Source organism: Pedobacter albus (genome assembly GCF_036324255.1).
Lineage (GTDB): Bacteria > Bacteroidota > Bacteroidia > Sphingobacteriales > Sphingobacteriaceae > Pedobacter > Pedobacter albus.
The window spans coordinates 956,272-979,613 of record NZ_JAZDQT010000001.1 but is presented as its reverse complement, the minus strand read 5'-3'; the positions used below and the strand labels follow the sequence as shown (position 1 = coordinate 979,613).

At 43.6% G+C, this 23,342-nt stretch carries 25 protein-coding genes; 11 read left to right on the top strand and 14 right to left on the bottom strand.

The genetic code is table 11. The annotated features are described in order from the left end of the window. Positions 1 to 275: 275 nt before the first annotated feature. Positions 276 to 1,397, bottom strand: a complete 1,122-nt coding sequence (gene corA, locus VRU48_RS04195) for a magnesium/cobalt transporter CorA (RefSeq protein ID WP_330106668.1) — start codon at positions 1,395 to 1,397, stop codon at positions 276 to 278. Between the two features lie 3 nt (positions 1,398 to 1,400). Further along, positions 1,401 to 2,009 (bottom strand): WbqC family protein, encoded by a 609-nt coding sequence (locus VRU48_RS04190; RefSeq protein WP_330106667.1) that lies wholly within the window; start codon positions 2,007 to 2,009, stop codon positions 1,401 to 1,403. A gap of 103 nt (positions 2,010 to 2,112) precedes the next feature. On the opposite strand from VRU48_RS04190, the gene VRU48_RS04185 reads away from it, so the two are divergent. Then, positions 2,113 to 3,135 (top strand): glycosyltransferase family 2 protein, encoded by a 1,023-nt coding sequence (locus tag VRU48_RS04185; RefSeq protein WP_330106666.1) that lies wholly within the window; start codon positions 2,113 to 2,115, stop codon positions 3,133 to 3,135. A 5-nt stretch (positions 3,136 to 3,140) separates the two neighbouring features. Here the strand turns inward: VRU48_RS04185 and VRU48_RS04180 are convergent, their stop codons facing one another. Beyond that, on the bottom strand, positions 3,141 to 3,863 hold the full coding sequence (locus VRU48_RS04180) for a TlpA family protein disulfide reductase (protein ID WP_330106665.1): 723 nt from the start codon (positions 3,861 to 3,863) through the stop codon (positions 3,141 to 3,143). Between the two features lie 6 nt (positions 3,864 to 3,869). Beyond that, positions 3,870 to 4,286, bottom strand: a complete 417-nt coding sequence (gene aroQ, locus VRU48_RS04175) for a type II 3-dehydroquinate dehydratase (RefSeq protein WP_199139605.1) — start codon at positions 4,284 to 4,286, stop codon at positions 3,870 to 3,872. A 51-nt stretch (positions 4,287 to 4,337) separates the two neighbouring features. Here aroQ and xerD point away from each other — a divergent pair, with 51 nt between their 5' ends. Further along, positions 4,338 to 5,237, top strand: a complete 900-nt coding sequence (gene xerD / locus VRU48_RS04170; RefSeq protein WP_330106664.1) for a site-specific tyrosine recombinase XerD — start codon at positions 4,338 to 4,340, stop codon at positions 5,235 to 5,237. Between the two features lie 9 nt (positions 5,238 to 5,246). Here xerD and prmC read toward each other — a convergent pair whose 3' ends face one another. After that, complete coding sequence (prmC, locus tag VRU48_RS04165) at positions 5,247 to 6,110, bottom strand: peptide chain release factor N(5)-glutamine methyltransferase (RefSeq protein WP_330106663.1); 864 nt, start codon at positions 6,108 to 6,110, stop codon at positions 5,247 to 5,249. 95 nt (positions 6,111 to 6,205) lie between these two features. On the opposite strand from prmC, the gene ribD reads away from it, so the two are divergent. The 5 genes from ribD (at position 6,206) to VRU48_RS04140 (ending at position 10,194) form a co-directional block, all read left to right on the top strand. After that, the gene (ribD, locus tag VRU48_RS04160) at positions 6,206 to 7,252 is read left to right on the top strand and encodes a bifunctional diaminohydroxyphosphoribosylaminopyrimidine deaminase/5-amino-6-(5-phosphoribosylamino)uracil reductase RibD (RefSeq protein WP_330106662.1); all 1,047 of its coding nucleotides are present in this window, start codon (positions 6,206 to 6,208) and stop codon (positions 7,250 to 7,252) included. Positions 7,253 to 7,255: 3 nt separating this feature from the next. Beyond that, on the top strand, positions 7,256 to 8,122 hold the full coding sequence (locus tag VRU48_RS04155; protein ID WP_330106661.1) for a DMT family transporter: 867 nt from the start codon (positions 7,256 to 7,258) through the stop codon (positions 8,120 to 8,122). Next, positions 8,112 to 8,726: an IMPACT family protein gene (locus VRU48_RS04150; protein WP_330106660.1), complete on the top strand. Its 615-nt coding sequence runs from the start codon at positions 8,112 to 8,114 to the stop codon at positions 8,724 to 8,726. Before VRU48_RS04155 ends, VRU48_RS04150 begins: the two co-directional genes overlap by 11 nt. A 109-nt stretch (positions 8,727 to 8,835) precedes the next feature. Further along, positions 8,836 to 9,702 carry a nucleoside phosphorylase gene (locus VRU48_RS04145; RefSeq protein ID WP_330106659.1) on the top strand — a complete coding sequence of 289 codons (867 nt, stop codon included), beginning with the start codon at positions 8,836 to 8,838 and terminating at the stop codon, positions 9,700 to 9,702. Further along, positions 9,703 to 10,194 carry a GtrA family protein gene (locus tag VRU48_RS04140; protein WP_330106658.1) on the top strand — a complete coding sequence of 164 codons (492 nt, stop codon included), beginning with the start codon at positions 9,703 to 9,705 and terminating at the stop codon, positions 10,192 to 10,194. Here VRU48_RS04140 and VRU48_RS04135 read toward each other — a convergent pair. The 5 genes from VRU48_RS04135 to VRU48_RS04115 all read right to left on the bottom strand — a co-directional run bounded on the left by VRU48_RS04135 (position 10,178) and on the right by VRU48_RS04115 (position 14,729). Beyond that, positions 10,178 to 10,963, bottom strand: coding sequence for a polysaccharide deacetylase family protein (locus VRU48_RS04135; protein WP_330106657.1), 786 nt, complete (start codon positions 10,961 to 10,963; stop codon positions 10,178 to 10,180). The two genes, VRU48_RS04140 and VRU48_RS04135, sit on opposite strands and share 17 nt — an antisense overlap. Continuing rightward, positions 10,963 to 11,898, bottom strand: coding sequence for a glycosyltransferase family 2 protein (locus VRU48_RS04130; RefSeq protein WP_330106656.1), 936 nt, complete (start codon positions 11,896 to 11,898; stop codon positions 10,963 to 10,965). Before VRU48_RS04130 ends, VRU48_RS04135 begins: the two co-directional genes overlap by 1 nt. Further along, positions 11,891 to 13,099, bottom strand: coding sequence for a glycosyltransferase family 87 protein (locus VRU48_RS04125; protein WP_330106655.1), 1,209 nt, complete (start codon positions 13,097 to 13,099; stop codon positions 11,891 to 11,893). Before VRU48_RS04125 ends, VRU48_RS04130 begins: the two co-directional genes overlap by 8 nt. 104 nt (positions 13,100 to 13,203) lie before the next feature. After that, positions 13,204 to 13,593 (bottom strand): DUF1398 domain-containing protein, encoded by a 390-nt coding sequence (locus tag VRU48_RS04120; protein ID WP_330106654.1) that lies wholly within the window; start codon positions 13,591 to 13,593, stop codon positions 13,204 to 13,206. 92 nt (positions 13,594 to 13,685) lie between these two features. Further along, positions 13,686 to 14,729, bottom strand: coding sequence for an aldose epimerase family protein (locus VRU48_RS04115; RefSeq protein ID WP_330106653.1), 1,044 nt, complete (start codon positions 14,727 to 14,729; stop codon positions 13,686 to 13,688). 64 nt (positions 14,730 to 14,793) lie between these two features. Here VRU48_RS04115 and VRU48_RS04110 point away from each other — a divergent pair, with 64 nt between their 5' ends. The 4 genes from VRU48_RS04110 (at position 14,794) to VRU48_RS04095 (ending at position 18,743) form a co-directional block, all read left to right on the top strand. Continuing rightward, positions 14,794 to 15,963: a galactokinase gene (locus VRU48_RS04110; RefSeq protein ID WP_330106652.1), complete on the top strand. Its 1,170-nt coding sequence runs from the start codon at positions 14,794 to 14,796 to the stop codon at positions 15,961 to 15,963. Between the two features lie 48 nt (positions 15,964 to 16,011). Further along, the gene (locus tag VRU48_RS04105; RefSeq protein ID WP_330106651.1) at positions 16,012 to 16,542 is read left to right on the top strand and encodes an RNA methyltransferase; all 531 of its coding nucleotides are present in this window, start codon (positions 16,012 to 16,014) and stop codon (positions 16,540 to 16,542) included. A gap of 3 nt (positions 16,543 to 16,545) precedes the next feature. Beyond that, complete coding sequence (locus VRU48_RS04100) at positions 16,546 to 17,211, top strand: YdeI/OmpD-associated family protein (protein WP_330106650.1); 666 nt, start codon at positions 16,546 to 16,548, stop codon at positions 17,209 to 17,211. 200 nt (positions 17,212 to 17,411) lie between these two features. Further along, positions 17,412 to 18,743 carry an OmpA family protein gene (locus tag VRU48_RS04095; protein WP_330106649.1) on the top strand — a complete coding sequence of 444 codons (1,332 nt, stop codon included), beginning with the start codon at positions 17,412 to 17,414 and terminating at the stop codon, positions 18,741 to 18,743. 102 nt (positions 18,744 to 18,845) lie between these two features. On the opposite strand, the gene VRU48_RS04090 is transcribed toward VRU48_RS04095, so the two are convergent. The 4 genes from VRU48_RS04090 to VRU48_RS04075 form a co-directional block, all read right to left on the bottom strand. After that, positions 18,846 to 20,972 carry a xanthine dehydrogenase family protein molybdopterin-binding subunit gene (locus VRU48_RS04090; RefSeq protein WP_330106648.1) on the bottom strand — a complete coding sequence of 709 codons (2,127 nt, stop codon included), beginning with the start codon at positions 20,970 to 20,972 and terminating at the stop codon, positions 18,846 to 18,848. Position 20,973: 1 nt separating this feature from the next. Further along, the gene (locus VRU48_RS04085) at positions 20,974 to 21,960 is read right to left on the bottom strand and encodes an FAD binding domain-containing protein (protein WP_330106647.1); all 987 of its coding nucleotides are present in this window, start codon (positions 21,958 to 21,960) and stop codon (positions 20,974 to 20,976) included. Then, the gene (locus VRU48_RS04080; RefSeq protein ID WP_330106646.1) at positions 21,957 to 22,577 is read right to left on the bottom strand and encodes a (2Fe-2S)-binding protein; all 621 of its coding nucleotides are present in this window, start codon (positions 22,575 to 22,577) and stop codon (positions 21,957 to 21,959) included. The genes VRU48_RS04085 and VRU48_RS04080 overlap by 4 nt, the downstream gene beginning before the upstream one ends. 114 nt (positions 22,578 to 22,691) lie before the next feature. Then, positions 22,692 to 23,327, bottom strand: coding sequence for a hypothetical protein (locus tag VRU48_RS04075; protein WP_330106645.1), 636 nt, complete (start codon positions 23,325 to 23,327; stop codon positions 22,692 to 22,694). Positions 23,328 to 23,342: the final 15 nt, after the last annotated feature.

The following is a 23,342-nucleotide window of genomic DNA, read 5'->3' as shown; positions in this document are numbered from 1 at the left end:
AAAGCTCAATCTTAAGGTCTTAACGTGGTTGCTAACATAATCATCATTGAGCCTCTGTTTCTACCATCTAAGACGTCTTAGTTCATTTAAGGATAATAATATTTAATACTAAGATGCTCTTAGGTTTCTTAGGTGGTTAATCAGATATATTATTATAAAGCAAGGCTTATCTTTTACCATTTAAGACGCCTAGGCCATCTAAGAGTGGTAATCTTTGGCCTAAGATGCCCTTAGGTTTCTTAGGTGGTAATTGGTAGTGGTAAATCAGCTGTCAATTACTTGAACCAGCCTTTTCGCCAGAAATAGATAATTTGCAATATGGCAATCACTGCCATTATAACTAGCGCCCATACATAACCGTGTGCCGAGTAAAGTTCGGGCATATTTAACGGCATCACCTTGCCAGTCACCGGATCCTCGCGAGAGAAGTTCATGCCATAGATACCGGCAATAAAGGTCAGTGGAATAAAGATAGACGAAATAATAGTCAGCACCTTCATGATTTCGTTCATGCGGTTGCTGATGATGGAAAGATACATGTCGATGTTGCTGGCCGCAATCTCCTTCATCGATTCGACCATGTCTATAATCTGGATGCAATGATCGTAGGCATCGCGGAAATACATTTTGATCTGCCCGTCTATAAACTGGCTGTCGGTACGCAAAATATCGTTCATTTTATCTCGCTCAGGCCAGGCCACACGACGTAGGGTAATGAGGTTGCGCTTGATCATCTGCGTATCGTACATGATGGTTTTGTCGGGTTTGTCGAGCAAACGGTCTTCGATAGAATCCAATTCCTCGCTCCATACGCCAAGTACCGAAAAGTAATTGTCGACAATCATGTCCATCAGTGCATACATCAAATAGCTGCTGCCTCCTATCCTGATGTTCCCCTTGCCCAGATCAAGGCGTTTGCGCACCGGGTCTAAACAATCTTCATAGCGGTCCTGGAAAGTGAAAAGCGCGTTTTTGGTCAGGATAAAAGAAACCTGTTCATTTTCTAGCGCACCATCGGTGTCTAAACAAAGCATCCGGCTGATCGAAAAAATATAATCGTCGTATTCTTCAAATTTCGGTCTTTGGTAGGTACGCGTAATATCCTCCAAAATCAGTTTATTGATGTGCAGTTCCTTGGCCAAGGTTTCGAACATTTCTACCGAGTTAAAACCTTTCACCTCAATCCAAAAATTAAAATCTTTGTTATCGGTACGTGCCTTGATGCCGTTGAGGTTGTGCAGTTCCTCTACCTTGTAGGTTTGTTGATTATAGGTATAAAGCGTGATTTTAGGCTTAAGAGAATTCTCGTCTATATAAATCAAACCCGGACTCGAACCCGGCGTAGGCAACGCATAATGGCGCTTTTTGTGTGGCTTGTGCTTCGTATTTCTTCCCATTGGCTAAAAATAGGTCTTGCTTTGTGGCCCCTGGCTAAACAGCAGGTCTACCATGCTTAAGTTAGGAATAAATTCATTCCTGTCGCTAAACACCTGAAAATAACTTTTTGTTTCCTGCTGTGGCACCTCCTTTTTAGTCATTCGGTTCCTGTAGTCCATCAACCCAACCCACTCCTTTTCATAGCTTTGGGTTTCGGTGATGGCCAAATCTATTTTCAGTTGTTTGCCTAACCAGTGCAATAATTCAAGGTTGTAATCGTATAGAAAGTCGAATTTGCGCTCGTAAAACGGACGAAGGCCATCTTCATAGAACTCGAAATAAGCTGAACTGCGGTAACAGTTTTGCAGGCTGAGCCAATGCAGGCGTTGCCAGCGAGTATCGTAACTGATTTTTACGTCCTTTAAGGCAGTATGTACCTTGGCGCCTTTAACAACCGGAATGATCAGATCTAAAGTGCCATCGGGCGATGCGATGCTGGTTCGGTTGCGATAGGTCTGCTTCGGGAAATGTTCCTGTTTTTCGAGCACGAAATTGAAGTTGTGCGCCTTTAAGGCAGAAAAATAGCCAACCGGAGGAAGATAAAATAGCGGAAATATAGCTGAACTTTGCATCTGATAATTTATGTTTGCATTCTAGAATCCCCAAATTTACAATTATAAAAGGCTTTTTGTATACAGCCTGTTCTTTTGGAGACAAAATAAGAAGATTGAAGATATGGAACCAAGTGTAGCTGTGGTAATCCTTAACTGGAATGGCCGGGCACTTTTAGAACGTTTTTTGCCCAGTGTTGTTCAGACCGAATACCCTAATTTACAGCTCATTGTTGGCGACAATGCCTCTACCGACGATTCGGTGGCTTTTGTACACGAACATTACCCGCAGGTTGCCATCTTAACCAACGAACAGAACTATGGCTTTGCCGATGGCTATAATCGCATTCTTTCCCGTGTAGATGCCGATTATTATGTACTGCTCAATTCGGACGTTGAAGTGCCCCAAAACTGGATCAAGCCTGTGATAGACCTGATGCAAAGCGACCAAGCCATTGGCGCCGCACAGCCAAAAATCAAATGGGCCACGCAAAAAGATCAGTTCGAATATGCCGGTGCAGCAGGGGGCTTTGTAGATGCCGATGTATTTCCGTTTTGCAGAGGACGTATTTTTGATCAGGTAGAAACAGATCATGGCCAATACGATGACAATCTTGAGGTTTTTTGGGCCAGTGGCGCTGCTTTTTTCATCAAAAAATCGGTATGGAACGAAGTGGGTGGTCTAGATGTAGACCTCTTTGCACACATGGAAGAAATAGATCTTTGCTGGCGACTGAAAAACATGGGCTACAAGGTAATGTGCTGTGCCGGTGCCGAAGTTTACCATTTGGGAGGCGGTACGCTGAGTGCCAACAATCCTTTTAAAACCTACCTCAATTTCAGGAACAATCTCATTATCATGCAGAAAAACCTGCCTAAAGGCGAAGCCTACCGACGTATTTTTATACGTTTATGGTACGATTTGGCAGCATGGCTACAGTTTCTTTTAAAAGGAAAACCCAAATTTACCTTGGCCATTAGCAAGGCACATTTTCATTTCTTTAGGCAATTAGGCAAAACTGCACGTAAAAGAGGTACTAAGCAAATAGCCTTAAAAAAGCACCAAGGGGTTTACAAAGGCAGTGTTGTTTGGGCTTATTTCGTGCACAAAGTGAGGAAATTTAGCGAACTCAATTTAAAGAGCTAAGCTCCCTAAAGCTGCTCTTTAATGGTTTTTTCGATCCAATGCATGGTATGTGGCGCTAAACCAACGGTACTGAACTTGATGAGGCCGTCTTTGCCAATAATGACATGGGTTGGATAACTTTTTACACCGTATTTATTGGCATAATACCTGCCGTCGTCAACAATGTTATAGCTAAACGGCAAAGTTTTAAGGAATTGCTTGATGGTGTACCTGTCATCTAAGGCAATGGCCAGAAAAACAACGTCTTTATTGTCTTTGTATTGCTTCACCAATTCGTTCAGTTCGGGTATTTCGTCTCGACAGGGCGCACAGTCGATGAACCAGAAATTAATCACATAAATTTTGTCGCTGATTTTTTTCAGGTCGAATTTATTGCCGTTCATGTCGGTTATTCTTTCGCCGACGAATTTATCGCCTTCTTTAAAGCTGCTGCTAGCCATCGGTTTCCCCATAGCAGGGATCAATGCCTTCAAGCGTTCGGCTCTAATCGATTTTTCGATTTCTGTAAGTTGATAAATAACAAACTCCTTGCTCCCTTTTTCCACAGGCTTGACCGAATATTCGCCCGTTTCCAACATTTTTTTCCATACGGCATAAGGCAATGTCAAGCCGTCAGGGTCCTTCACCACCGAAGTTTGCTCCAGCTTTGGAACTATCTTGGTGGCTGGCGCTTGTGCTAAAGCTTTAAGTGACAGGCCCAGCAGTAAAATCAGTAAGTATTTTTTCATCAGCTGTTATTTTAAAAAACTTTCTAGTGCCAAACGGTAGCCATCGAGGCCAAAACCGGTTAGCACACCTTTGCAGTTTTTGCCAGTTAAAGAAACATGGCGGAATTCTTCACGGGCATAAATATTGGAGATATGAACCTCTACCACTGGCGTTTTAATGCCCGCAATGGCATCGGCAATGGCAACCGAAGTATGGGTGTAGGCACCGCCATTAATGATAATGCCATCGTAAGAAAAGCCAACTTCGTGCAGTTTGTTGATCAGCTCGCCTTCTACGTTGCTTTGGTAATAGGCAATCTCAATAATGCTGTATTGCTCGCGCAATTGCTCCAGATATTCGTCAAAACTTTGGCTGCCATAAATTCCTGGTTCGCGCAGGCCCAGCAGGTTAAGGTTGGGGCCGTTAATAATTTGTATCTTCATGCCTAATATTATGTAACATTGCAATGTTATAAAAAAAACTCCATAATCTGAATGAGCATACAGCCCTATCTCAAAGGTTTTAACGATTATTTAAGGTTAGAGCGTTCGCTTGCTGCAAATTCTATAGAAGCCTACCTGGGCGATGTACAGAAGCTTTGCCAATATTATGAATCTATTGGACGCGATTTGCTTTTAAAGGAGATACAGTTAGACGATTTAAGGGCTTTTATTACTTGGCTTAACGATTTGGGCGCGCAGGCCACTACCCAAGCCAGGGTTATATCGGGTATCAAAGCTTTTTTTGGCTACCTGATGCAGGAAGAAATATTGGATGAAGATCCTGCCGTATTGCTAGAAGCACCCAAATTGAGCAGAAAACTGCCCGATACACTCAATATACACGAAATCAACAAGATGATTGATTGTATAGATGCCTCTAAACCAGAAGGTATGCGAAGCAAAGTGATTGTTGAAATATTATATGGTTGTGGATTAAGGGTGAGTGAGTTAACCTCTCTTCGTATTTCGAATATCTTTCCCCAAACCGAATTTATCAAGGTGCTTGGAAAAGGCGACAAAGAACGTTTGGTTCCCATTGGATCGACTGCCTTAAAATTGTTGGAAATCTACATCAACGAATGCCGGGTTCACTTGAACATCAAAAAAGGAAATGAAGATTTTGTATTCCTAAACCGTTCAGGCAGCAGCTTATCGCGGATTTCTGTGTTCAAGTTGCTCAAATCGCTGGCAGTAGCAGCCAATATCCGTAAAAATATCAGTCCGCATACGCTAAGGCATTCTTTTGCTACGCATTTGATTGAAGGAGGCGCCGATTTAAGGGCAGTACAGGAAATGTTGGGCCATGCCAGCATTACCACTACCGAAATCTATACCCATTTAGACCGCGATTACCTGAAGACCGTCATCACGCAGTTTCACCCAAGATCGTAAGTTTAAAGGTTAAAGCCTGCCACAAATCATTCGGTCTTTGCCCTGCATGTCTTTTCTTAATTCAATGTGGTTAAATCCTTTATGTTTTAACAAATCAACTGTTTCTTGACCTAAATGTTCGTTGATTTCGAAAAATAGCAAACCTCCTTCTGTCAAATTCAATACAGCAAAATTGGCAATGGCTTCGTAAAAGACCAGTGGTTTTTCGTTGCTCACAAACAGCGCGCGGTGTGGCTCGTTGGCTAGCACGTTTTGGTGCATGCTTTCTTTTTCAGTTTGGGTAATGTAGGGCGGATTGCTTACGATGATGGCATAAGGTTCCTGCGATTTGACAGCTTGCGTTTGGAGGATATCTTGTTGCCAAAACCCTACTTCAACCTTGTTTAGTTCGGCATTTTCCTTCGCGATGTCCAAGCTCGGCGTTGCGATATCCAACCCTTCTACCTCAAACTGCGGCAAATGCTTTTTCAAGGCGATGGCAATGCAGCCGCTTCCCGTTCCGATATCTAACAGGCGTTTATTACCTACTGCCAACTGAGGGCTATTAACTGTTTTAATGATCCAGTCGACCAGTTCTTCGGTTTCGGGCCTCGGAATAAGCACTTCAGGATTTACCTTAAAAGAAAGTCCAAAGAAATGAGCCTCTCCAAAAATATATTGAATGGGCTTACCAGTGATCAATTCAGTTAACAGGTCTTCGAACTTGGCCAAATCGTTAGCAGCCAATGTTTCTTCCTTTTTAAGCAGGTAAGCATTGTATTTAATCTGCAGCAATTGCTCCAAAGCCATCAAGAAAAGGGCTTGGCTTTCTGCGACATCATACAAGGCACTTAATTCCGAATTAAATTTGATTGCCAGTTCTTTAAGCTTCATTAGGGCAAAAATAGCTAATCGTTGTTACAAAATACAATCGGAATAAATTAGGCTCTGATGACTGAATTGTCGGCCAATCGACTATTTTTGCAGTGATGAACGACGAATTTTACATGCAGCGTTGCTTGGAATTGGCTATCCTAGGTATGGGCCAAGTTAGTCCTAATCCGATGGTGGGCTGTGTGATTGTTCACGAAAACCAAATCATCGGCGAAGGTTATCACCAGAAGTTTGGCGAAGCCCATGCCGAGGTTAACGCCATTAATGAGGTGTTTAGCCGTCATGCCGATAAAGCCCCGCTCCTGCTTAAAAATGCTACGGCATACGTAAGCCTCGAGCCTTGTGCACATTTTGGCAAAACGCCTCCTTGTGCCGACCTCTTGGTTAAACATCAGCTCAAAAAAGTGGTCATTGGCAGTCCCGACCCTTTTGCAGGCGTAAACGGCAAAGGGATCGAAAAACTAAAAGCCGGTGGCGTACAGGTACAAATCGGTGTTTTAGAGGCACAGTGTAATCAGCTGAACCGTCGTTTTTTGACCAGGATAAAAGCGCAGCGTCCGTTTATCATCTTGAAATGGGCCCAAACCGCCAATGGTTATTTCGCCCCTGAAAATGGCGGGCAAACCTGGATTTCAGGGCCATTGGCCAACCAGCTAAACCATGTATGGCGTACCGAAGAAGATGCCATTTTGGTGGGCAAACAAACTGCCTTGAACGACAATCCGCGTTTAACGGCCAGAAATGTGTCTGGCAAAAATCCGGTGCGTATCCTCATCGATAGAAACCTGGAGGTGCCAAGCTCTCATCATCTTTATGATACGGAGGCCAAAACCATTATTTTTAACGAAGTAAAAACCGATGTGCAAGACCATATCCACTTTGTGCAAATGGAAGACATGTCGTTTTATTTGGCGCAAAAAATAGCCTTTCAGCTTTACCTGATGGATATCCAATCGGTAATTGTTGAAGGCGGCGCACAGATCTTAAAGCACTTCATCGATGCCTCGCTTTGGGACGAAGCCAGAATATTTACTTCGCAAACCACGTGGCCAAATGGTATATTAGCACCTGCTATTACCGGAACACTGGTTTCGGAAACAGCAATGGGAACCGACGTACTTAAAATTTATACCCCTTTATAAAACATGATTTATTTAGCGCTAAGCATTATTTGCAGTGTTACCGTGGGCGTATTGCTCAAACTAGCCAAACGTTACGAAATTGATGTGATGCAGGCCGTAACCTGGAACTACTTATTTGCCATTGTGCTGAGTGCCGTATTTTTTAAGCCTAATTTGGGCGATATCAGCATGGGTAGCATTTCGTGGGTATTTCCGGCCTTGGGTATTTTGTTGCCTTCCATCTTTTTGTTTCAGGGTATTGCCGTTAGGCAGGCCGGCTTGGCCCGCACCGATATTGCCCAGCGTTTGTCTTTGTTTATTTCGCTTTGCGCTGCCTATTTCCTATTCAATGATAGTTTTGACCGCTTGAAATACGTGGGACTTATTTTCGGCTTTGCGGCTATTATCTTTACCATGTACCGCAAGTCTGAAGGCGTTTCGTCAAAAAAATCGTGGCTGTACCTCTTGCTCGTTTTTGTGGGCTTTGGGGTCATAGATGTGTTGCTGAAGCTGGTCAGCCAAATTACGGTCATGCCTTTTACCACGTCGCTTTTTGTGATATTCTGTATTTGTTTTGTGTTGTCGTTGGCTTATATCCTTTATTTGGCATCGATTAAAAAGACCAAACTGCAACTGATCAACTTTATTTGTGGCTGCGTGCTTGGCTTCTTCAACTTTGGGAATATCCTTTTTTACCTCAAGGCCCACCAAGCTATGTCGGAAAATCCATCTACGGTTTTTGCCACCATGAACATGGGTGTCATTATAGCCGGAAGCTTTATTGGCATTGTATTGTTTAAGGAAAGATTGACCAAGCTCAATTACCTGGGACTGGTTTTAGCATTGGCGGCCATTATTCTGATTACTTTATCCAAGCTGCATGCTGTTTGATGATACCTACCAAACCATAAAGGGCCCCGCCGAAGGGATTTTTCGCGACAAAGGCAGCAAATTCATTGCCTACGCCTACCCTTTTACAAACGAAGCAGAGCTGAAGCCCATCTTAAGCAAGTTAAGGACCGAGCATGCCAAGGCCAGACATTTTTGCTGGGCTTTTCGTTTGGGCCAGGATCGCAATGTATTTAAGCTGAACGACGATGGAGAGCCTTCGGGCACAGCAGGCCGACCTATCCTCAATTCATTGCTTTCGGCCGATGTAACCAATATCTTGATGGTAGTAGTCCGCTATTTCGGTGGCACCTTATTGGGGGTTCCGGGCCTGATCAATGCCTACAAATCGGCCTCGGTTGAAGCTTTGCAGGCCAGCGAAATCATTGCCAAGACCGTAAACGATATTTACGAAGCCGAATTCGATTACCTCGAAATGAACCCAGTGATGCGCATCATGAAAGAAGAAGAACTGCAAATACTGGAGCAAAACTTCGACATGAAATGCGTACTGCGCTTCGAAGTGCGAAAAACCAACCTCAATACGGTTCTGGGCAAACTGGAAAAGGTAAACGGGCTAAAAGTGAAATACCTCTATACAATTTAATATTTCTAATTATGGTTAAATTGCTATATTGTTTATGATGGTTGATGCAAACCACCAATTATGCACTAATCAAACAATATAACAATCAAACAGTATAACAATTGAACATATGCAAAAACTATCAGAAGCCGATTTGATTATTAATCCCGACGGCAGCATTTATCATTTGAATTTATTGCCCGAAGATATTGCCGACACGGTAATTACCGTTGGCGATTTGGACCGCGTACCCGAAATCAGCAAGCATTTTGATTCGATCGAGCTTAAAAAAGGCAAAAGGGAGTTTGTAACCCATACCGGCTATTTGGGCAAAAAACGCATTACCGTAATCTCTACAGGCATTGGCACCGATAACATCGATATTGTTTTTAACGAATTGGATGCTTTGGTTAATATCGATTTTGTAACCCGAACCGTTAAAGAGGAATTAAAATCACTGGATATTATCCGCATTGGTACTTCTGGAGCTATTCAACCCGATATCCCGATGGGTACCATACTGGCTTCTTCATACGGCTTGGGTTTTGACGCTTTGATGAACTATTACATCCATCAGGCATCGGGAGAAGAACACAGTTTGCTGGAAAGCATCAAAACGCATTTTTCGCACATCAGGAGCATTCATCCCTACCTCACTGCAGCCAACGACACCTTGCTCAATACCATAGGCAAAGACATAGTACAGGGTATTACCATTACCGCTCCGGGCTTTTATGCACCGCAAGGCAGACAGGTAAGAGCCAAAAATGCAGTGCCTGATTTCATTAGTCAGCTCAACAGCTTTGCACAAGGCAAACACCGCATCACGAACCTCGAGATGGAAACAGCCGGCATTTATGCCTTGGCCAAAACCTTAGGACATAAAGCATTGTCAGTTAATGCTATTCTGGCCAGTCGCGTAAAGTTTGAGTTTAGCAGCCAGCCAGAAAAAATCGTAGAGAAAGCCATCAAAACCGTTTTAGAAAGACTAGCCTAAATGCACCGGGTCAGGGACTTTATTTTAAGCTTTATCGACTTCTTTTATCCGCCATTTAGGAGGCTAATCGGAATACAAACATTTAGATATGCCTTTTGTGGCGGCAGCAATGCCCTGCTCAACCTGTTGGTTTTCTCGGCCAGCTACAATTTTCTCTTTACCGATAAAGTGATCTATGTACTCGGCTTTGCCATATCGAGGTATATCGCGGCCTACCTGCTGGCTCTTTCCATTAGCTTTCCCATTGGTTTTTGCCTCAATAAATATGTGGTATTCCAATCTTCCAACCTATTAGGGCGCGTACAGTTTATCCGCTATGCCAGCCTTACGGTAACCAATATCTTTCTCGATTATTTCTTGTTGCACTTATTGGTGGGCTACTTCAAGTTTTGGGCAACACCATCACAAGCATTCATTATCGTGTTGCTTTCCTTGTTCAGCTATTTTTGCCAAACCTATTTTTCGTTCAAAACGGTCAAGAAAGAGGCTTGATTTTCTTTACAAAATCGGCTATAGTGCTGCTTTTATAACCTTTTTGGTTTACCCAGGCCAATAGTTTGTCCATTCTTGCAATCATTTGTCCTCCAGAGTTTTTGCTGACGTAGCCCGGAAAACCAAACTTTTGCTTGTTGTTTAATGGCGTAAATTCCCAAGGGTGAAAATAGATATTTACGTAGCCGTCTTTCTGGTAAGCCCTCTGCAGCAAATATTTGTACAACCCAAGCGGGAAATTATGAAAAGACAGCCAAAACAATGGTACACGAAACATCGGGCTAACCGATGCCGGTAATTGCAATACCCCTTCCTTCTCAAAGTAAGTCCTCGAAACGCTCAGGTTATTATACCTGCCCGGCAAATAAGTTGGGTTGATAGAACTATTGTACAAATAACCAGCCTTGGCAATCTCCTGCTCGTCAACCGGCATCATTCGGGGCATCCGAAAGCCTGTTATCGGCAAACCCGACAGTTCTTCCAGTTTCTGCTTGGCCAGTGCTAGGTCTTCGGTGGCAAACTTAGAATGGTAATAACTATGGGAGGCCAGTTCGTGGCCCTCCCTCTTAATACGTTCGATGATTTCGGGAGCATGCGTAGCAAATACGACCGTAGAGAAAAACGTGGCTGTAATTTGATGCTTCTTTAAAAGATCGAGGATTTGATGCGACCCTTCAACCGAAATACTGATTTGCTCTTCGAAAGTGATAGACTTTCCATATTCGAAGGCCATATCGAACTCTTCAATATCAAAACTGATCAAAAACACTACAGTATCCCCTCTATATTAGTTGAACGGATAATGTAATTCGGCCTGTTTTTGGTCTGCATAAACATTTTGCCAATGTAAATACCAATAATCCCCAGGATGATGAGCTGCAAGCCACCGAAAAAAGCAACCGTCATAATGAGCGACGCCCAGCCATTCACCTGTTTGCCTACATAAAACGCATAAACTACATAAGGAATATAGAGTAGCGACATCATGGAGAAAAAGAAGCCCAAATAAGCCGCCGTGTGCAACGGTTTGGTGCTAAGCGAAGTTACGCCCTGTATGGCCAACTTGCGCATCTTGCTGACACTGTATTTGCTGGCACCGGCAAAACGGGCTTCAGGGATATAATCTATTGGACATTGCCTAAATCCTAACCATTTAACCAATCCCCTGATAAACAAATCATTCTCTTTAAAATCCCTGAATATTTTGACGGCTTTTTTGTCTAACAACCTGAAATCGGCTGTACCTTGTTCGATTTCAATATCGGAAAGCGAGTTGAGCAACCTGTAGAAATAATAAGAGGTTTTACGCTTCTTAAACGGTAGTTTTTTGTCTTCCTTTCGGCGGGTGTAGACAATGTCGTAGCCTTCCTCCCATTTTTCGAGCATTTGCCTGAACAGTTCTGGCGGATGTTGCAGATCTGCATCCAGCGAAATTACGCAGTCGCCGTTGGCATAGTCCAAACCAGCTTTTAAAGCAGGCTGATGACCAAAATTCCGCGAAAACTCGACGTAAAAGAAATTGTCTTTGGCCTTGGCCAGGTTTTCGATTACTTCTAGGGTCTTATCCGTACCACCATCGTCTACTACCAGAATTTCGAACCGGTAGGGCAAGGTGTCGAATACTTTCTCTATCCTGTCTACAATGACGATGATGTTCTCTTCCTCATTGTGGGCTGGGATAACGATTGAAACTAATTTATTCATTTGTGTGTTGTATAGGTTTTAACTTAAATTTCTCTACTATCAATTGGTAGATGATAGCCAGCCAGATGAGTATGCATGGCAATGCCTTTAGAGAATACGGCTTTACGTAAGCCTCTTTCAGGTACCTCGGGAACAAATCGGATGGTGATAAACTGGTTAATACAAAGGCAAATATGAATAGGAAGATAACAATCGGTTTGAGTGGCCTATCTTGTACCACAAACCAAACCGCAACTCCGGTAAAGGCCACAATATAGGTAGGCGATTCTGAAGAATTGCTGAAGATGACCGTAAAAATGAGCGTGGAGGCCAAAATCAGGAGCCTAAACACTTCGTTTTTATAATATTTGATACGTAGATAAGGCAGGCCAAACAGCAAAAGCCCCCCTAAAATAAAAGGCAAGTTGGGCAAGCTGGCATAGCCGCTGATGCGTCTGGCCATACCCATTACCGAAATATCCTGCATAGAATTGAGCGAAGCATTGAGGTTCTGTTTTTCGCTTAACGAAACAAACCAGTCGTGGTAGCATTGCAAAATGTAGGCCGGCGAAAAAAACAGCATGGGCGCCGCAAACATTACCGCTGCCCAAAAAATGCAATACAATATAAACTTGGGCTTTTGTTTGGCAAAAAAGAAGAAAGCTAAACCTACAATGCCATAAAGTTTTACAAAAGTACCCAGCATAATGACAAATGCCGCCCAGAAATTCTTGCCTTGGACAATGAATACATAAGCCAACACAATAATAGCCGTAATGGAAATGTTGAACTGCAGGCCGAACATGGCTGTTAAAAGCTCGTGGGTAATGATCCAAAAAACCAAATTTACCTTGTTCTTGCCTAGGGGCAATTGCTTAACGGCGAAGAACAAAAAGCCAATATTAGCCAGTTGCCAAAACAACATCCCCAAATAATCGGGCAATTTTGCAAATGGCGCAATAACCAAACTGAAAAAAGGTCCGTAATGGTTCGAATCCTGATACTGGCTGAAATAGAAATCGTACAACGGCAATCTCTCTACTGCATGCAGGTAAACGTATTTAAAAATCAGGTAGTTGTTGTTGGTTGGCTGAAATGCCTGCTTTATCGACACGGCTAGCGCCAATGCTACCCAAATTGCAAGTATAAAGTTCTGGTTGTTTAATAAATTGCATAAACTTGCCTTTATACGCAAGTTGTTTTGCAGGAGTGATTTCGTCACAGAAGGTTATATTTGGTGTGTTAATAATTGTTCATTATTTTAACAAATATATAACTTACAATAACATTTCTGTTACAAAACAATAAATATTTTTAAACACTTAACTAGAGCGCGATTTCTTCTATAATCAGTTCCTTTCCGCTTGTATCCAGATACGCTACCGTGCCAACGTTCAGGTCTATAATCCACTTTTCTACACCGGCTGCGGCGGCTTGCCTGCAGAATGTTTGATAATCGCTCTGGCCTTGCTGATGCGTTTTCAGCGCTTGCTGTAAGGCTTCCCTGTCCGACTTCTCTTCAATCAGCAGATTTTCATAAGCCGGGCCACTTTCAATGCTCTCTTCGCCATCGCCAAAATACACGGCCATGCCATTCATTACATAAACATCGTTTCTGCGCACGCCCATTGCTTTGAGGGCTTTCGCAAACTGAGGAAAGTCGGCACCGGAAGCCACTTTGCTGGCTGCCTGCTCGATGGCGTCTAAAGTAAACATCGCTATTGAAGTTGAAGTTAAATTGCGGTTAATTCATTCCGGCATTAAGGCAAGTCTAGTTATGCAACAACAAAAAACGCTAAAGGTTTGGCTTAAGTTCCAACTTTGTAAATGGTAACCTGGCTATAAACTTCATCGGGTCTTAACAAGGTTGAAGGAAACTGCGGCAGGTTAATGCCGTTCGGATGGTGCTGGGTTTCTACGCAAAAAGCATCGAACTCGTTATAATCCTGATTTCCCTTGCCATTTTTTACATTCAGGTATTTGGCCGTATACAAATGTGCAACAGGTTCGGTGGTATAAATGCTTAAGGTAAGTCCGCTGTTGGCTTCGCTGGTTTTGCTGGCTAAGGTCAGTTCGCCATAAGTTTTATCCAGCACATAGGTTTGGTCATAGCCTTCTTCGGTATTCCAGTTCTCTCCTATTATTTTGCCTTTTCTAAAATCGTGATAAGTGCCCTCAACCGGTATCAATTTTCCGGTTACCACATAATTGCTGTCTTGCTCCAAATAGTTGGAAGCATTCATTTGGTGCACGTGCCCGGTAACTTGCCCTAAAGTTGGCGATAAATTGAAATAGCTATGGTGGGTCAGGTTAATCGGCGTGGCTTCGTCTGTATCGGCCTGGTAGGTCAAGATCAGTTCGTTGTTGTTGGTCAGTTCGAAAGTAAGCTGCACAGCCAAATCGCCAGGGAAATTTTCTTCGCCATCTAAGCTGAAATACTGGAACGTAACGCTGGCATTCGGTTCTTCGCTGGTAGCCACAATATCCCATATCTTTTTGTCGAATCCCTTCATGCCGCCATGCAGGCAGTCTTCGCCGTTGGTTTTGGCCAATTGGTAGTCGACGCCATCGATGCTGAACTTTCCGTTCTTGATACGGTTGGCATAACGGCCGATAATGGCCCCCAAATATGGGTAATTCACTAAATATTCATCGCTTACGTATTGGTCAAAATTATCGAAGCCCAACACGATATCCTGCATTTCGCCCTTGGCATTTTGTACTACAAATTTGCTGATGATGGTACCATAATTATAGATGCTTACCAAAGTGCCTTTGTCATTGGTCAGTTCAACCGCAATAACTTCTTTTTCGTCAATAATTTTACCTGTGTGTATTTGCTTTGTTTTCATAAGTTGTATCTTAGGTGCTCTGCTAAAATACAATTTAAAATATAACTCTACCAAGAACTAAAACATGAAAAACCAATTAACCGACGTATTTAACGAACATTACCAACAAGATCCAGCTGCTACGTATTTTGCCCCGGGCCGGGTGAATTTAATTGGCGAACATATCGACTACAACGGAGGCTTGGTGATGCCTTGTGCCATTACGGCCGGAACCTGGTTGCTCTTGGCGCCAAACAACGAGGGGGTGATCCGTTTTAAAAGCATGAATTTTAAGGACGAAGGCAACTTTGCCCTGCAAAACAGCTATGAAAAGACGGGTGGCGAATGGTACAACTATCCTTTGGGCGTTATTAACGAACTTCAGGGCAAAGGTTGGAAGCTGGCAACTGGCCTCGATTTGCTTTATTATGGCAATATTCCCATCGGCTCTGGCCTTTCGTCGTCGGCTTCTATCGAGGTGCTTACCGCCTATGCGCTTAACGATTATTACCAATTGGGCCACGACAAACTCGAACTGGTTAAGCTTTCCAAAAAAGTAGAAAACGAATTTATAGGCGTTAATTCTGGCATTATGGACCAGTTTGCCATTGCTTTTGGCGAAGCCGACAAGGCTTTGGTGCTGAATTGCGATACCTTGAAATACAAAGTAGTAGATTGTCAGCTTGGCGACTATATTTTGGCCATCATCAATACCAATAAAACCCGCGAACTTTCCGAATCGAAATACAATGAACGTGTTGCCGAATGCCAGGAAGCCTTGAAGGCACTGCAACAGGAAATCAACGTCAATAACCTTTGCGAGCTCAATGCCGAAAAATTCGCCTTGCATAGCCATTTGATTGCCAACGAAACCGTATTGAAAAGAGCAACCCACGTGGTTAGGGAAAATGATCGGGTGCACTTGGCAGCCAAAGCGCTCAATGCCGGCGAACTTGAAGAATTTGGCCGTTTGATGTATGCTTCGCACCAATCGCTAAAAGAGCTTTATGAAGTTACCGGAAAAGAGCTGGATGCCGTGGTAGATTTTTGTAAGAACTACGCGCATGTGATCGGCGCGCGCATGACCGGTGCCGGATTTGGCGGCTGTGCCATTGCTTTGCTTCAAAAGGGTTATGAACAAGATTTCGCCAAGCACCTAACCGAAGATTACGTGGCTAAAATTGGTTATCCGGCAGCCATTTACGTGCATGCCATTGGCGACGGCGTAAAGGCCCTGGCTGTTCCGGTTAATTAATTTACCCGTGATGCCATTCAAAATAATTAGGTTTTTCTAAGTTTGTACATGCGAAAACTGAAACTCGACGAACTGAACCGTGTAGGCGTACAGGAATTTAAGGAACAGGAAAAACTGCCTGTAGTAGTGGTGTTGGATAATGTGCGGAGCATGCACAATGTAGGTTCGGTATTTAGAACGGCTGATGGTTTTGCCATCGAAAAGGTAGTATTGTGTGGCATTACGGCGCAGCCTCCGCACCGCGAAATCGAAAAAACGGCTTTGGGCGCTACCGAATCTGTCGATTGGATTCATTTTGCCGATACGCTAACGGCTATTAACAGCCTAAAGGCACATGGTTATGAAATTATAGCCATTGAGCAGGCCGAGAACAGCACCATGCTCAATGTTTTTAAACCCGACACGAATAAAAAATATGCGCTGATTTTCGGAAACGAAGTAAATGGCGTAAGCGACGAAGCCATGAAAAACATTGATGGCTGTATAGAAATACCGCAATTTGGCACCAAACATTCTTTTAATATTGTGATTTCTGCCGGCATCGTACTTTGGGATTTCTTTGCCAAACTCAGATTGTAGCTCATGGAACACGCACTTTTCAAAAAACTGCAGGTAAAACCTGGATTTAAGGTAAATATTGTCAATGCGCCGGCTAATGCCAGTGCCATTTTCGATCCTATACCTACAACTATTGACGTTTCTTTTGCTCCACAGGCCGATTTTGATGCCATCCTGATTTTCGCGCAAACCAAAACGGCCATGATGGATGCACTAAAAGCAAACGCTATTTCGATTGGTGCCAAAACCATCTGCTGGATTTTATATCCCAAAGCCAAATCAGGGTTAGCTACCGATTTAAACCTGATGCAATCGTGGGATGATTTAAAGGTGTTTAACCTGGCACCCTGCGCTTCGGCCGCCATTAACGAAACCTGGACGGCCTTAAGGATCAAACCTGCCGATGCCCAAAAGAAATCAGGTGTTGGCAATCAGGAAATTACGGGCAATGCCTTTGGCGAGTACATTGACGTGGCCAACAAAAAAGTGAAGCTTCCGGTCGACCTTAAAAATGCCTTGGAAAGAAGCACAAAAGCCTTGGCTTTTTACGAGCAGCTCTCCTATTCTAACCAAAAAGAATACGTGCTTTGGATCTTAACGGCCAAGCAGGAAAAAACGAGGCTCGACCGTATCGAAAAAGCCATCGAAAAACTAGAAAACAGTTTGAAGAATCCCAGTGCCAAAAGCTGATTTTGTCTAGTAAAGTATACAATTTTTACCTTTTTTTACGTTAAGCCCAAAATGTAAGGCTTTTCAAAATAAGCCGGCTAACTTACTGAAATCATGTAAGTTGATGTTGTTCTGTACCTTTTTGGCAGGGTTTTTTCTTTGTGGTGGATGTAACAAACTTGTTGAGTTACGTTTAAGAACACTTACAAAAACAAAAAAACATGAACACAAAAATTATCAAATCGACAATGCTGGTTGCAGCGCTTGGCTTATCTACTCAGGTATTTGCGCAAACGCCTACGGCAGATCGCTTCTCCACCCAAAGTTTCCGTACTTGGTCTGTTGGAGTTCATGGCGGTGTATTGACACCAAGAACATTATTTGATGGAAAATTCCGTGATTTCCAAACCGCAAAAGAAAATATAGGTTATGGTGGTTATATCAAAAAACAAATTTTGCCTTCTTTGGGCATCCAAGCCGAATTCTTGGCCGGTAAGGTTGAGGGTTTAAGAAGCCAATTTGGTGTTGATGCCAATGGAGATCCTACCTATATTGCCAATTCTGGCTTCAAAACCCACATCCAGTGGTCTGGTGCCTTAACTGCGGTTTACAACATTGCCAATATCAACATCAACAATGAAAATGCCGTGTTGATCCCTTACGTTAAAGCTGGTGCCGGCTATATGTCGTCGGGTGCAGATTACTACAACGGTGCTGTACAAAACAACCAGAGCTATATGGAAAACTGGTTTATTCCAACAGGTATCGGTTTCAAAGTTGGCGTAACTAAAGGCATCAACCTTGATTTAGGCTACGATGTAAACTTTGTAAAATCGGGCAAATTTGACGGAAGCAATGGTTTAAGAAACGATAAATTTACTTATGCCCATGCTGGTTTAGAGTTTGCATTAGGCAAAAAAGAGAAACCACAATTGCAAAACTACAGCTCTTTGGCTAGCGTACGCATCCAAAGCAAAGAAGAAAGCGATGAGTTGAGAAGAGCTTTGTCTACTGCTGAGCAAAATGCAGAAAGAGATAGAGCGCAATATGCCAAAGATATGGGCGATGATGACGGTGATGGCGTAGCCAACAAATTCGATAAATGTCCAGGTACCCCTGCTGGTACTGTAGTTGACGGTTCAGGTTGTCCGTTGGTTACTCCAAAACCTCAGGTAATTAAAGAAACCAAAGTTGTGGTAACCGAAGCTGATCGTAAAGTAGTTGCCGAGGCCATTAAAAACTTGGAATTTGACTTGGGTAAATCTACCATCCGTCAAAAATCATATGCAAGCTTAAACAATGTAGCTTCATTATTGATGACTAAAGATTTCAGCTTGAAATTAGCTGGCCACACCGATAACACCGGTTCAAGAGCATTAAACTTGCGTTTGTCTAAAGACAGAGCAGAAGCTGTGAAAGCTTACTTGGTAGGTCAAGGTGCCAATGCTTCACGTATCGAAGCTACTGGTTACGGTCCAGACCAACCAATTGCAACCAATAAAACTGCAGCTGGCCGTCAAGCCAACCGTCGTGTAGAGTTCACTTTGTACTAAGCATCAAACGTTAAGCCGCTTTGCAGCGCGCTTCGTTTAAAACAAAATCCCGTTAGTTTATTCACTAGCGGGATTTTTTGTTATTCTATTTAAAGGAAAACATTATGCGGTTAGAATTTTATCGGGTGTGATAGGCAGGCTCCTGATTCTTTTGCCAGTAGCATTGAATACGGCATTGGCTACGGCAGCAGAAAAACCGATCAAGGCAATTTCGCCCATTCCTTTGGCGCCCATTGGGTTGATGACCGGATCGGGCTTGTCGATAAAAATCACATCGATATCGGGTACATCGGCATTGACCGGCACATGGTAATCGGCAAAATTGTTGTTTACATAACGACCATAGCGGTTATCGAGGATAGCTTCTTCGGTTAGCGCCATCCCAATACCTCCTACCGCGCCTCCTATCATTTGGCTTCGCGCGGTTTTTGGGCTTACTATTTTTCCGGAATCTCCCACCGAAACGATTTTGCTTACCTTAACCACGCCTGTAGTTTGATGCACTTTTACCTGCACAAAGTGGATGGAGAAAGAATACATCGAATAATTTCTGGCTTCCGAGCTGCCCTGCGACTGCTTGGTCACTTCAATCATAGGCAGGTTGTTCTTTTTAAGCACCTCCACAAAATTTGAAGTGGCGGGCATATTGGAATTGGCCGCCAATTCGGCAATGGTCGATTTTAGGGAAACGCACACATCATTTACTGCCGAACCTACCGTAGAAAGCGTTGCAGAACCTCCCTGGCTTGGCGCGGGTGGCAACGATGAATCGCCTAATTCGAAAGTAATTTTATCTACCGGAAGTCCCATCAGCCTACTGGCAATCAAGGTCATGCCTGTTCCCGTACCTGGACCAATATCGCTGGTTGCACTTTGCAAAACCAAAGTTCCATCAGCCTTGAGTATGCCTTTTACGCTTGCCCTACCACGGGAAGCGTTAAACACACCTACACTTACGCCATAGCCCAATTGCCAAGGGCCATCGCTGAGGCTTCCTGGTTTGTTTTTTCTGTTGCTCCAGCCAATTTTAGCAGCGCCCAAACGATAGGCTTCCTTTACATACTTGCTAGAAAAGGGCCTGTTTTGGGCCAAATCGGTTTCGGGGTCATTTTTGATCCTGAAATCGAGGGGATCCATATCCAAGGCATGCGCTAACTCGTCAATGGCACTCTCCAACGCAAAAGCGCCCGTGGCCTCGCCCGGACCACGCATCCAAATCGGTACGCCCATATCCAAGGGTACCACATAATAATTGGTGTTCACATTTTCAGAGGCATACATAAACTTGCTCATGTTTACCACGCCTTCCGTAAAGTTCTCATAAGTTGCCCCTTGCCCGAAAGCAGTATGGGTAATCCCCGTAATTTTTCCGTCTTTACTGGCACCCAAACCTATTTTTTGGTGCGATGCTGGTCTATTGCCTACCATCGTAAACATTTGGTCGCGGGTAATGACCAGCTTAACCGGCTTCTTCAATTGCTTGGAGGCCATTACCGCTGCGATTTCCAATGGCCAAGTTCTTAAAGCCATCCCGAAGCCACCACCTACGAACTCCGAATTCACCTGAATATTTTCTGCCGGGATCTTAAAGGTATTGGCCACCGTATTTTGGGTCGATTTTACGCCTTGCGTCTTGGCATAAAGCGTTACTTTATCGTTAGGCCCCCAATCGGCAATAATGCCATGCAGTTCCATGGGGTTATGGGTTTCTACCGGCAAGGTGTAAGTGGCCTCGATTTTGACTTCCGCCGTTTTGTAGGCGTCTTCAAGACCACGTTTATAAGGTGCTTGTCCTTGTAGCTTTTTTGCTTTTGGATCTTTGATGCTGCCTTCAAAATCGGTATTGAAACTGGCTTTTTCGTAGCTTACTTTAACCAATGAAGCCGCGTAGGTAGCTCTTTCAAAAGTATCGGCCACTACCAAGGCAATAGGCTGTCCGTTAAAAAATACCTGATCGGTATAAAAAATCTTCATCGGCGAACCGCCTTCCTGTTCGTAGGCAGGTACCGAAGGTTTGTTCAAATGCGATAAGATGCCTAAAACCCCAGGCGCATTATTGGCCGCTTTGGCATCGATGGCGGTAATTTTGCCTTTGGTGATGGTACTGGTTACCAAAACACCATAAACAAGGCCCGGCAACTGAAATTCGGCAAAGTATTTGGCTTTTCCAGTTACCTTTGCTACGCCATCAACACGATCGTTTTCGTCTAAAAAAAATAAATCTTCCATATCAGGCTGTTTTCGCTTGGGCTAAGGTTAATGCTTCTACTATTGCATGGGGTGCCAAGGTGAGCTTGAAATCGTTCTCGCCAAAGCTCTTGGCACCATTCATGGCTATTTTGGACGCTTGTTCAAAATTGGTTTTGTTAGGGGTTTTTCCTTTCAAAAATTGCTCGGCTTCGGTTAATCGCCAAGGTTTGTGTGCCACACCACCCATAGCGAGACGTACATCGTTAATGAGCCCGTTTTTAATATCCATGGCTGCCGCAACCGAAACCAGTGCAAAAGCATACGAAGAACGGTCGCGTACCTTAAGGTAATGATAGTTTTTATGGAAATTATTGGCCGGAATTTCAACGGACTTGATCAATTCGCCTTTTTGTAGCGTATTGTCTTTTTCAGGCGTGTTTCCGGCCAGTTTATGAAAATCGGCAAAACGGATTTTGCGTTCGCCCTTGGGGCCCACAATGGTTACCTGTGCATCCAATGCAACCAAACCAACGCACATATCGCTCGGATGAACGGCAATGCAGTTTTCGGAAGTGCCAAAAATGGCATGCATCCGGTTATAGCCTCCAATAGCCCCACAGCCACTACCGGGTTCGCGTTTGTTGCAGGGCATTGTGGTATCGTAAAAATAACCACACCGCGTGCGTTGCATCATGTTGCCACCTACAGTAGCCACATTGCGCAGCTGCGCCGAAGCACCCGCCTGGATAGCGAGGCTAAGCAAGGGGAACTTCTCTTTTACAATCGAGGCTTCGGCCAAGGCCGTATTCGTAGCCAGTGCGCCTACCTGTAACAGGTTATTGGCATAACTGATTTCTTTTAAGGGCAGGCTGTTGATGTCGATCAGTTTTTCTGGCGCCGTTACGCCCCTTTTCATCAAGTCGACGAGATTAGTACCCCCAGCAATGAAAGTAGCTTTAGAATCCTTGGCAATCAGTCCCAAGGCTGTTTTGACAACCGATGTTCTGAGGTATTGAAAATTGATCATACTTTGGCTCCTTTCTCTTTTACCTCTTGTATGGCATCCACAATATTGGGATAAGCGCCGCAACGGCAGATATTGCCACTCATGTATTCCCTGATTTCTTCTCTCGAATTGGCATGTCCCTCCCGTACGCAGGCCACTGCGCTCATGATCTGACCGGGTGTGCAATAGCCACACTGAAAGCCATCGTGCTTGATAAAAGCGGCTTGCATGGGATGCAAATCATCGCCATTGGCCAAACCTTCAATGGTGGTTACGCTCTTCCCATCGTTCATCACGGCCAAACTGAAGCAGGAATTTACGCGTTGTCCATCTACGTGAACGGTACAAGCCCCACATTGGCCATGGTCGCAACCTTTTTTGGTGCCTGTAAGGTGCAGTTGTTCCCGTAGCAAATCTAATAAGGTAACCCTAGGTTCAACTTTGAGGCTGTAGGCCTTATTATTCACCTTTAAATTCAACGGTATTTTTTCGAACAGCTCCGCAAAGCGTTCGTCCATTTTTTGATCGGCTGCCTTTAAAATGGTAGCTGGTGCCAAGGATAAAGCGGCGGCCAGAGATGTTTTTTTCAGGAAATCGCGACGGGTATCGCCTGCTTGATTGTGAGCTGCTTCAGACATAAGGTAACGGCGTTTAAGGGATAATTACCTAATATCGGAATAAGAACGTTGGTTTAAAATGGCTCGTAATTATTTAGAAGGAATCTAAAAGCTCGAAAGAACCAAAATCACGACTCATTTCGTTTTTAAGGTGCTTTCTGTAATGCGTTTAAGTTGGCTATCGTACAGACGCACAGTAATCACATTTGATTCGATGACCTGATTACCCAAATTGATTTGAATCTTATACTTGATTTTATTTTTGCCCTTTGTTAAATCTTCATTATCCAAATGAAGGGTGAGCTGCCTATGAGGCGCCAGTTTACTGTCAAAGTAACTATTTCCACAAGTCGATGTTCCGTTTGTTCTATAAGCCACCCATTTTTTGTTGATGAAAAAATATTCCTTAACCTTATTAATTGTAGCGTCTATCCTGGCAATATGAAGCGAATCGGAAGTATTGTTTTGCAGATAAGCCTGTGCATATTTATTGCCATTGGGCATGACGATTTGGAATTTTTCGGGAAAGCGAAGGCTGAGCTTTTTGGTACCGGATTTAACGACAATCGTATCTTCAGATTCTATCCATAAATTCAACTCACTGAGAACTCCAGCTTCGCTTTTAAGTCTTGAATAGTACTCATTGTCGGATATTTTCTGTTCATTTCTCTGCTTGCCCAATGCAATTTCTATTTGGCGAAAATTGGTTTGAGCCTGCAAGCCATATGAACATAATACTAGGAGTAAAATAAGTAGTTTTTTCAGTAGCATTTTTTGAGTTTAATA